This window comes from Daejeonella sp. (assembly GCF_037719425.1).
In the GTDB taxonomy this organism is placed as follows: domain Bacteria; phylum Bacteroidota; class Bacteroidia; order Sphingobacteriales; family Sphingobacteriaceae; genus Daejeonella.
Genome location: NZ_JBBJNI010000025.1, coordinates 21,532 through 30,752, shown reverse-complemented (window position 1 = coordinate 30,752; position 9,221 = coordinate 21,532). Strand labels below are relative to the sequence as shown.

The following is a 9,221-nucleotide window of genomic DNA, read 5'->3' as shown; positions in this document are numbered from 1 at the left end:
GCTATGTTCTTTACCTCATTTACCGGCATCTCTCCCGGGGCGTTTACCTGCTCATTCATTATGCTGCAAATATCTGTGGTATGATTTATAAAAGCGAATCCGATCTGGAAAAATTGTCAGCCTCTAGAGTCAATTATAAACGGCGCATCCGAGGTTGAAAAGCAGGTATCTCAAACGTCTTAGTTTCGTCCCTGGAATGCCTCTCTCAAATGCCAAACTGCCTTGTTCTTATCCGATGGATCTCCGATCCGGATGATATCGCAAAGGGCAAGAAGCCGATAAAGAATTCTGTCTTTTTTTACCGCCTTGACAACTGTGGGATACAAGGGTAAAATGGTTGGACCGCGTTCTTTGCCCAGCTCATCAGCCCAAACTAATTTCTCCTCCGAAGAGAAGCTTAGATAAAGGGATGACTCGGAATGAGCAGTGAACATTCCCTTCATTACCGGCCCGAGCTGAGCTGGAAAAACGTACTGCAGTCCATGTTCCAGAAACTTTAAAAAAGGATCTTTATTAACCGTCCTGCTATCCGGTAAAAGCAGGCCTGCTATTGCGGAACGGTTGAGAGATTCGCTTACTTCTGAACCACTAATAAACAGCTTCGTTGAGATGTCTTTTATCCGGCTTCCCTCTTCGCCATCAATCGCTAACTTCAAAAGTATTATCACGTCCTGCGGACGCATACCTTTATGTTCTTTCATGAAGAAAGATACATATAAATAACGAATCGTATTTCGCGATTTGCAATATGCGTGGAAAAATATTTAAGAAATATTAAAACATCCATCCAGTTGATTGTAAGCGGTATTTATGGGAATTCCTGGTTGATGGATTTTATAAGTATGATGACAGATTTGGGCACGTCTAAGAATTATCCCGCTGAATCCCACAAAGAAGGTCAGCAAAACGGGGATAAAGTAACCCGATAAAAAGTGTGCTATCAGGTAAGAGGAACTCCTACCTTGAGGTCACATCTATGGCCTGGCATTCCGTGCGCAGGATTAATTTTTACTCCTGATGCAGACGGTGCCGGAGCAGACGGGGGCGCTTTCGAAGCGGGTTGCATTTGGGAGGGAGTCATATTAATAACCGGTGGATTTTGCACGGGTGCAACAGCTCCGGAAGCATTGGTAAGCGGCGCTCCAACAGCGAGGTCACAACGATGACCGGGGAGTCCGTGTGCTGGATTTAACGTCGGCGCAGCAGAGGGAGCTGCAGGTAGTTGTACGGGTTGTTCGTGTACATCTCCCGCTTGATGAACTTCCGGTGTAGCATCTGCTTTTTTATCATTTTGAACCACCGCAATTACTGTCGCCCCAGCCAGTATTATCCCACCGATTATTAGTATAGTTCTCATATAGTTCTCATAATTATTAGTATTGTTCTCATAATTTTGTTGAGTCGGATCTGCTTGGATACAGAACATACGAAAATAATCAATTTTTAAATAACGGGGTGTAACAAGGTCGTCATATCAAACCCGGGTTAAATCCTGTATATAATTAATAGCTTAGCAAGCTAAAAACTCCGTGAGATATTTCGTCCACATATCCTACAAAGGCACACGCTACTTCGGCTGGCAATACCAGCCCGATAAGAGCAGTGTTCAGGAGGTGCTTGAGACTACGTTAAGCAAAATCCTTAAACGTCCAATCATAATTTACGGTTGCGGACGGACAGATGCCGGTGTCCACGCCAGCCAGTATTTTTTTCATATCGACATTGAGGAGGAGTGGGACTTTGACCTGTTCTTCAGGTGGAACCGCATCCTGCCGGACGATATTGCGATCTTCGATATTATACCTGTGGATGGCAAGCCTCACGCCCGATTTGACGCCGTGCTTCGCACTTACGATTATTTTCTTCACACTTACAAAGATGCCTTTCTAAGCGAGAGCAGTGCGCTGTATCTCTTGCCCGATTTGAACCTGTCGGAAATGAAAAGAGCCGTCGACCTGCTGCCAAAATACAATGACTACAGTGCATACTGCAAATCACCCGACAAGAACGAACATAATATCTGCAACGTGTCGTCTGCGCTACTTTTCACTAATTACAGCGGAAGCCGCATCCGTTTTCAGATCTCTTCCAATCGTTTTCTCGGCCGCATGATCCGTATCCTCACCCGGAAGCTGATTGAGATTGGCAGTGGCACCCTGAGTGTGGATGAATTCGAAAGCCATCTCATTTCAAAGAAAACTCCTGTACTGATATTACCTGCACATCCGCAAGGCCTGTATTTGTCAAAAGTCACTTATCCCTTTCTTGACCTTCCCGCGAAAGGTGATTATGTAGCTGACACTACAACGGAGAACCTATGGAAAGAAGTTTAAGCACAGTTCGCGGACTGAGTTAAAAAAATAAAATACCTTTTCTGTGATTTTTCGCAGACTTCATACACTAATTAGCCGAAGATTAAACTACCTGCAAAAATCAAACGATCTGGTGAAAGCTAAACTTCCGCCAAAGATTAAAAAGCAATTAGGATTTCAGTAAGTTGCCGGTATATGATAAAGATCGCAGTCTCTCTCATTCTGTTTTCAATTTTTCTCGGTCTTTCACTGCTCCATTTTTACTGGGGGACGGGAAGGAAAGGGGGATTTTCAGCCTCACTTCCTTCAAGAGAAGATGGAACATTAGTACTTAACCCTAAAATCATAGACTGCTTCATTGTTGGGACAGGTCTTTTAGCTTTCGCGGTTTTTAGTCTGACGCGTGGTGGTCTGCTGTACCTTGAAGTACCCAACTGGATTTTAGAATACGGCCTGTCGATAATCGCTTTTGTCTTCGCTGTTCGTGCCTTTGGCGACTTCAAATATGTTGGTTTCTTTAAGACAATTAAAAACACAACATTCGGTCGTATGGATACCAAGTATTATTCTCCACTCTGCCTTTTGATAGTTTAGTTTGTGCATAATTTTGGAATACTTTAGTTAATCTACCTAAACCAAAATTATGCTATCAATTACAGCCTTTACTAAGGCGACATGCTTACTCACCAGATATATATAGCATCGCTTCAGGCCTTAATAGTCTAATATAGCAAGAATGGGATTAGGTTTGGAAGTAAGAAGTGTAACTAACATAAATAGATTTCTTAGTCCGGAATTACCTAATTTTAGACATTCAAAAAAACCAATTATGAAAAAGATCTCCTCTTTAATTGTATTAACCGTTTGCTGCCTGCTGTTCAACCCGTCTTTTGCACAACTTAAAATGCCACAATTAAGTAGCGCACAAACTATGACGCAGGAATTTGGCCTGGGCACAATAACTGTTAAATACTCGCGTCCGAATGTTAAGGGCAGAAATGTTTTTTCTGATCTCGCGCCTTTTGGTGAGGTCTGGCGGACCGGAGCAAATACTATTACAACCATTGCATTTTCAGAAGATATTACCCTTGAGGGCAAAGCTGTGAGCGCTGGCGAATATGCGTTATTAACTGTCCCCGGAAAAGATTCATGGACCATCATCCTAAATAAAGGCACCAAGCAATGGGGTGCGTATGCTTACAAAGAAGCTGACGATGTTTTGCGTTTTACAGTTAAACCATCAAAGCTGAGTGAAAAGGCTGAAACGATGACGATGACATTTAGTGATGTAATGCCGACTAGTGCAAAATTAAACTTAATGTGGGCAGATACAAAGGTGAGCATCGGTATGCTAACTGAAGTTGACAGCAAAGTTATGGCGAATATTGATGAAGCTATGAAAGGTGAAAAAAAACCTTATATGCAATCAGCGATCTATTATTATGAAAACGGCAAAGATCTTGCGAAGGCATTAGCATGGATGAATGCAATATCTCCTGAAGAACAAAAAACACCATGGTATAACTACTGGAAGGCTAAGATTCAACTTAAGTCAGGCGATAAAGCTGGTGCTAAAGCAAGCGCAAAAACGGGCATTGAGATCGCGAAAGCCATGAACATAGCTGAATATATAAGATTAAACAGTGCAGTTTTGGCCCAGGCCAGCAAATAACACGGGGTGCTCGTCTGCAACGAGCAGTCGAAGTATCATTGCGATAATCTTAGGGCCGATGATTTTGGTTATCACTGACAAACAGTTCCATGTTTGCCAGGAAAAATATAACCTCAATTAGTATTTGACGATATACCCGGCTTCTTCGATCGCTTTGATAATATCAACTTTAAGCAAGCTGTCCTGAAAAGTTACTGCCGCACGTCCGCTTTCAGTTGTGATATTAACTACATTCAGCTTTTTTATAGAGTTGAAAACTTCAAGCTGTTTGTGAAGCCTGGTCATCGTAGGAATTTCAAATTGTATAGTTCTCATCAGTTTCAATGTTTCATATTATAAGACGACGATTAAATCCGAATTGCTACAGCCGTCAATAAATATTATTTTGTAGATACTTCTTCGGAAGCATCACCCCAAATGAATGGTGCGACTGGAACAAGGGCAGACTTAGCTTTAATAAAGGCTAATTCTTCGGGACCATTTTCCATAGAATCGCCTATCGATTTAATTTTGTTCGTTTTCGTTTTTGTTTGATCAAAAGTAAATCGAAGGTCCGGATCACTAAACAGGTATTAGGCAGGTACAGGTAAGAACTCGGTAAACGGCTGGAAAAAGGCGGTGAAAGAGGTAAGAGCCTAAAGCTATTCCATAAAAAATCCCCCGACTCTAAACGAACCGGGGGATTTACTATTGAGGTAAAATCTTCACTAAACCTGTGCGTCGCGCAAAGCTTTAATTTTGTCGTGAGAAACTCTAAGTGTTGCTTTTTGATCTGAGATCAATGCATGAATATGACCGGGAAGTTCGTCTTCCTTTAATGCCATTTGATATGCCTTTTGAGCTGCATCTTCTCCAAACTCACAATTCTCCAGAACTGCTTTTCTATCATTACCACTGAAAGCAGCTTTCAGATCCATCCATGCACGATAAATCTTTCCACTGTTAGTTGTACCTTCTTCGATCTCTTCACCTGCAGATGCAACTTCAGTGGCCAAGCCCATTTTCAGTGTGTGACTTTCTTCGATCATAGCGGTAAATAAAGATTTTAGATCCTCATTCCCTTCCTTTAACTCTTCTTTCGCTCTTTGATAACCTTCAATTCTATCATTGTTTATCAAAATAAGGTCGTTTAATACGCCTGTGCTTTCTTTAGTTTCCATAATTGTAGTGTTGGTTAATTAAAAATACAACACGATCTTTTGGCTTTGGTTTCGGGAAAATGTAATTAACTGGCTGTAAACTCGGAAATATGAGATACGGGGCCTATGGGGATGAAAACGTGGGCAATTTATCAAAGTGGAAAGGTTGTTATAAAGAACCTATCCGCCGGGATAAATCCGAAGGTTTACAATCAATGCGACAGCTTAAGTGCGGCAGACTAGGATAAAAGTTTCTGTCTCAGGAGAAATTCTAGCTGGTCGTTGGAAACGGCAAGCTTACTATTCATTTCCTTTATTTCCTTGTTCGCCTGATAAACCTCAAATGCCTTCTTGATAGTTTCCTCAAGCTCCGGCTCGCTCCACGGCTTGCTCAGATAATGATATATTTTACCTTTATTAACAGCATCAATTACAGCGTTCATATCGGCATAGCCAGTTAACAATATGCGTACAGGATCAGGATATTTTTCGATGACCTTTTCGAGGAATTCAATGCCCGTCATATTAGGCATACGCTGGTCGGTGATAATGATCTCAACTGGCTTGGTTTCCAGTATTTTCATTGCCGCATCTGCACTCAGGGCAATCATAACGTTATATTTCAGCCTAAAAGTGGCCTTGAATGATACCAGGTTATTTTCTTCGTCGTCGACGTACAGGATATCAATCTTTTTATCAGACATTTGTTGTAACATTAATATTTTACCAAAAATACGGATAATTAGTAAAAGGGTGCTAATTATCAGTTAAATTACTCATTGAAACAATCATTATCAATTTGCATCTAATTATTAACAAAATATATTCAGCAGCATGCCGGTGGGTATAATATTATAGTGGAAATACAATTCAATAATGGTAATCCTGTTGTACGTCTTAGGGCTTTCAGAGCTGTAGACGACCCGCGCTCATGTGAATTGTTTGTGGAGGGACATAAAAGGGTATTAACAAGCATTGGAGTAGAAAAGGTTACCTCTTCGAATAATGAATGGGTTCACAATCCTGCCGCGTTTGTTATGATCGTTGAATCTCTGGATAAGGAGCATATCTACGGCGGTGCGCGTATCCATGTTGCGGGAGGAACCGAACCGCTGCCAATTGAACAAGCGACAGGTGCACTGGATTCATCCATCTATGACCTGGTATATGGCTTCGCACAAAAAGGAACAGGCGAAGGATGCGGCTTGTGGAATTCACGTGAAATAGCTGGTTATGGCATCGGGAGCATCTTTCTAACGCGGGTGGGTGTGGCCATGTCCACCCAAATCGGTTTAAACTCTCTTTTCGGCCTATGCGCCCCATACACCGTGAAAATGGCGCAAAGTGTAGGTTATGAGATTGAGGAAGGTATCGGAAATAACGGTACATTTTATTATCCAAAACTAGATCTGGTTGCTACAGTATTGATATTACGGGATCTGAAGGACCTTAGTACGGCTGATGAAGAAAACAATCAGGCAATCAGGTCACTTCGGGAAAATCTTCAGGGAGTTAGAATTGAAGAGCTTCGAAAAAAGAAAATAGAAATACACTACGATATTGAAATTCCCAACATGGACAAGTGGGATCTGAAGGCAACCATAGCCAATGCAAAAAAAGGTGCATCAACGGGTGATATTGATGAAAGCCATATAAATTTGCTGTAATTTTAACAATTCCATATCGTCAATTAAATAACGCTCTTACCGCCATTTAAAAATATAATCAGGTATTATGAACTCCAGGTTTAAGGCACTTATTGATGCCTCCAAACAATTACAGCAGATCTATCATCCAGTATTTTTCAGACCAGATGTTTCCTCCGAACTTGATTCCCTCGTAGCATTGATTGAATCTGGTGAAGTGGTTTTTGTTCACGATGAACTTTATGGTCAACTGCATGAGCTGATCAAAATGAAAAGCCCATCAGTTAAAATCAAGCAGGAGGACTATGCCGGGCTCATCAGTAACCATCTGGCGGGGAAGGATATCGATAACTATGGTGTTTGGGTGTACTATCCCTGGAACCGTCGTCTGGTACATGTGCTGGACCGGGAAGAGTTTATCCAGGTAAGGACCAACCGCAATCAATATAAAATAACCCGTGAAGAACAGGAAATCCTAAGCACCAAGACCATTGGCATAATTGGCCTTTCTGTTGGCCAGTCGATCGCGCTTACGCTGGCTATGGAGCGAGGTTTTGGTGAGCTTCGCCTCACAGATTTCGATACGCTGGAATTGAGTAACCTGAATCGCATACGCTCCGGAGTACATAACCTTAATGTCCCCAAAGTTGTAATCACTGCGAGAGAAATCGCAGAAATCGATCCTTTCCTCAATGTAAAATGCTTTTTCGAGGGCATAACCGAAGAAAACATGAACTCTTTCTTCACTGAAAATGGTAAGCTTGATTTGTTAGTTGACGAGTGTGACGGATTAGACATTAAAATTCTGGCTCGCTATAAAGCAAGAGAGCTGCGGATTCCGGTACTAATGGACACAAGTGACCGTGGGATGCTCGATGTGGAGCGATTTGACCTCGAGCCTGATCGGGCTTTACTTCATGGCACTATAGACAATGTAGATCCTAAAACCATAAAAGGATTAAGCACCGAAGATAAAATTCCTGTCATGTTGCAAATGCTGGGGATTGAAAATATCTCGTTACGGGCTAAAACATCTATGCTTGAAGTGGAGCAAACTATTAACACCTGGCCGCAGCTGGCCAGCTCCGTAGTCCTTGGCGGCGCCGTAGGTGCTGACGTTAGCCGAAGGATATTGCTGGACCAATTTCATGAATCCGGAAGATATTACATCGACCTTGATGAGCTTGTCGCTGATAAAAAACCCGACGATGAACAGGTTATTGTAAAACATAATCCTTTTGCCCCTCTCTGGGAGGACGATATGAGAAAGGTGGTTTCCCGGCTTAAACTCGAATCATCTTCAGACGACGTCTATCCTGACAAGGAAACTATAGATAAATTGGTATCTGCCGCGTCAGCCGCACCCTCTACAGGTAATGACCAGCCATGGAAGTGGTATTATAAAAAAGGTATTCTCTACCTTTTTCATGACGAGTTCAGATCTTTCTCCTTCGGTGATTTTCAGAAAACCGCATCGTTCATAAGCTTTGGTGCGGCATACGAAAACTTAAATATTCAAGCAATAAGTCTTGGGTTAGAACCCTATTATGACCTCTTCCCGGATTCCTCGACAGCAAAGCTGGTAGCAACCATCCGTTTCAAAAAACTTCTTGATTCCACACAATCTGAGCCACTAAAACCACTGGCGTCCGCAATATTCAGGCGTCATACCAATAGGCTTATGGCACAGAAAGCTCCCGTAAGCGAAGATATTTTGTCACGGCTTAAAATCCTTTCTGAATCTATACCCGGAGCAAAGATCAAATATTTTACTTCCGATAACGAGCTGCGGGGGCTTGCAATGATCATAGGGGCTTGTGACAAGATCCGTCTTCTAAATCCGGAAGGCCACTATGACTTTGTTCACCGTGAGATGAGATGGACCAATGAGGAAGCCGAACAGACCCGTGATGGCATCGACGTCAGGACTCTTGGACTAGGCCATTCTTTGATGGCCGCAATGGAGGTTATAAGAAGTGAGAAAGTCATAAACGCTGTAAAAGATCTTGGCGGAGGTAATGCATTAGGTATGCTTGCGATGCGGACCCTTTCAACTGCTTCAGCACTTTGCCTGATAAGCATCCCCGGTTATAACCTTAAGAATTTCTTCGAAGGGGGACGATCGATGGAAAGATTCTGGCTCGAAGCAACCAACTTAAATCTGGCAATTCATCCCCTGATTTCTCCCCTTTATCTTTTTTCCCGTATTTTACATGGAAATGGTGAAGGACTGGAAGAGAAAGACATTCAGGAACTTCGCTTCTTGAGAGAGCAGTTTAACAAATTAACGCAATCAACTAACGACGATTCTGAGGTATTTCTTGCAAAAATAGCTATAGCTACGGAACCGCCGTTGAAGGCATATCGCCTACTTCTAAAAGATATTTTAGTGGTAGAAAATGATATTTAGGATAAATTGGTAACGCTAACAAATGACCGACAGCAATTAGTA

General features: G+C 42.2%; 10 protein-coding genes. 5 read left to right on the top strand and 5 right to left on the bottom strand.

Annotation, left to right across the window (positions count from 1 at the left end):
- Positions 1-179: 179 nt before the first annotated feature.
- Entirely contained in the window at positions 180-701 is a 522-nt protein-coding gene (locus WKF69_RS05415) for a hypothetical protein (protein WP_340380152.1), read from the bottom strand.
- A 239-nt stretch (positions 702-940) separates the two neighbouring features.
- Entirely contained in the window at positions 941-1,357 is a 417-nt protein-coding gene (locus WKF69_RS05410) for a hypothetical protein (RefSeq protein WP_340380150.1), read from the bottom strand.
- A 172-nt stretch (positions 1,358-1,529) separates the two neighbouring features.
- On the opposite strand from WKF69_RS05410, the gene WKF69_RS05405 reads away from it, so the two are divergent.
- The 3 genes from WKF69_RS05405 to WKF69_RS05395 all read left to right on the top strand — a co-directional run bounded on the left by WKF69_RS05405 (position 1,530) and on the right by WKF69_RS05395 (position 3,984).
- On the top strand, positions 1,530-2,333 hold the full coding sequence (locus WKF69_RS05405; protein ID WP_340380148.1) for a tRNA pseudouridine synthase A: 804 nt from the start codon (positions 1,530-1,532) through the stop codon (positions 2,331-2,333).
- A 174-nt stretch (positions 2,334-2,507) separates the two neighbouring features.
- The gene (locus tag WKF69_RS05400; protein WP_340380147.1) at positions 2,508-2,906 is read left to right on the top strand and encodes a DUF3995 domain-containing protein; all 399 of its coding nucleotides are present in this window, start codon (positions 2,508-2,510) and stop codon (positions 2,904-2,906) included.
- A gap of 235 nt (positions 2,907-3,141) precedes the next feature.
- Complete coding sequence (locus WKF69_RS05395) at positions 3,142-3,984, top strand: DUF2911 domain-containing protein (protein WP_340380146.1); 843 nt, start codon at positions 3,142-3,144, stop codon at positions 3,982-3,984.
- A 117-nt stretch (positions 3,985-4,101) separates the two neighbouring features.
- Here WKF69_RS05395 and WKF69_RS05390 read toward each other — a convergent pair whose 3' ends face one another.
- The 3 genes from WKF69_RS05390 to WKF69_RS05380 form a co-directional block, all read right to left on the bottom strand.
- Entirely contained in the window at positions 4,102-4,299 is a 198-nt protein-coding gene (locus WKF69_RS05390; RefSeq protein WP_340380145.1) for a heavy-metal-associated domain-containing protein, read from the bottom strand.
- A 392-nt stretch (positions 4,300-4,691) separates the two neighbouring features.
- Positions 4,692-5,144: a PA2169 family four-helix-bundle protein gene (locus WKF69_RS05385; RefSeq protein ID WP_340380143.1), complete on the bottom strand. Its 453-nt coding sequence runs from the start codon at positions 5,142-5,144 to the stop codon at positions 4,692-4,694.
- A gap of 218 nt (positions 5,145-5,362) precedes the next feature.
- Positions 5,363-5,827 carry a response regulator gene (locus WKF69_RS05380; protein ID WP_340380141.1) on the bottom strand — a complete coding sequence of 155 codons (465 nt, stop codon included), beginning with the start codon at positions 5,825-5,827 and terminating at the stop codon, positions 5,363-5,365.
- 153 nt (positions 5,828-5,980) lie between these two features.
- On the opposite strand from WKF69_RS05380, the gene WKF69_RS05375 reads away from it, so the two are divergent.
- Entirely contained in the window at positions 5,981-6,790 is an 810-nt protein-coding gene (locus tag WKF69_RS05375; protein ID WP_340380139.1) for a hypothetical protein, read from the top strand.
- A 67-nt stretch (positions 6,791-6,857) separates the two neighbouring features.
- Positions 6,858-9,179: an Rv1355c family protein gene (locus tag WKF69_RS05370; RefSeq protein ID WP_340380137.1), complete on the top strand. Its 2,322-nt coding sequence runs from the start codon at positions 6,858-6,860 to the stop codon at positions 9,177-9,179.
- Positions 9,180-9,221: the final 42 nt, after the last annotated feature.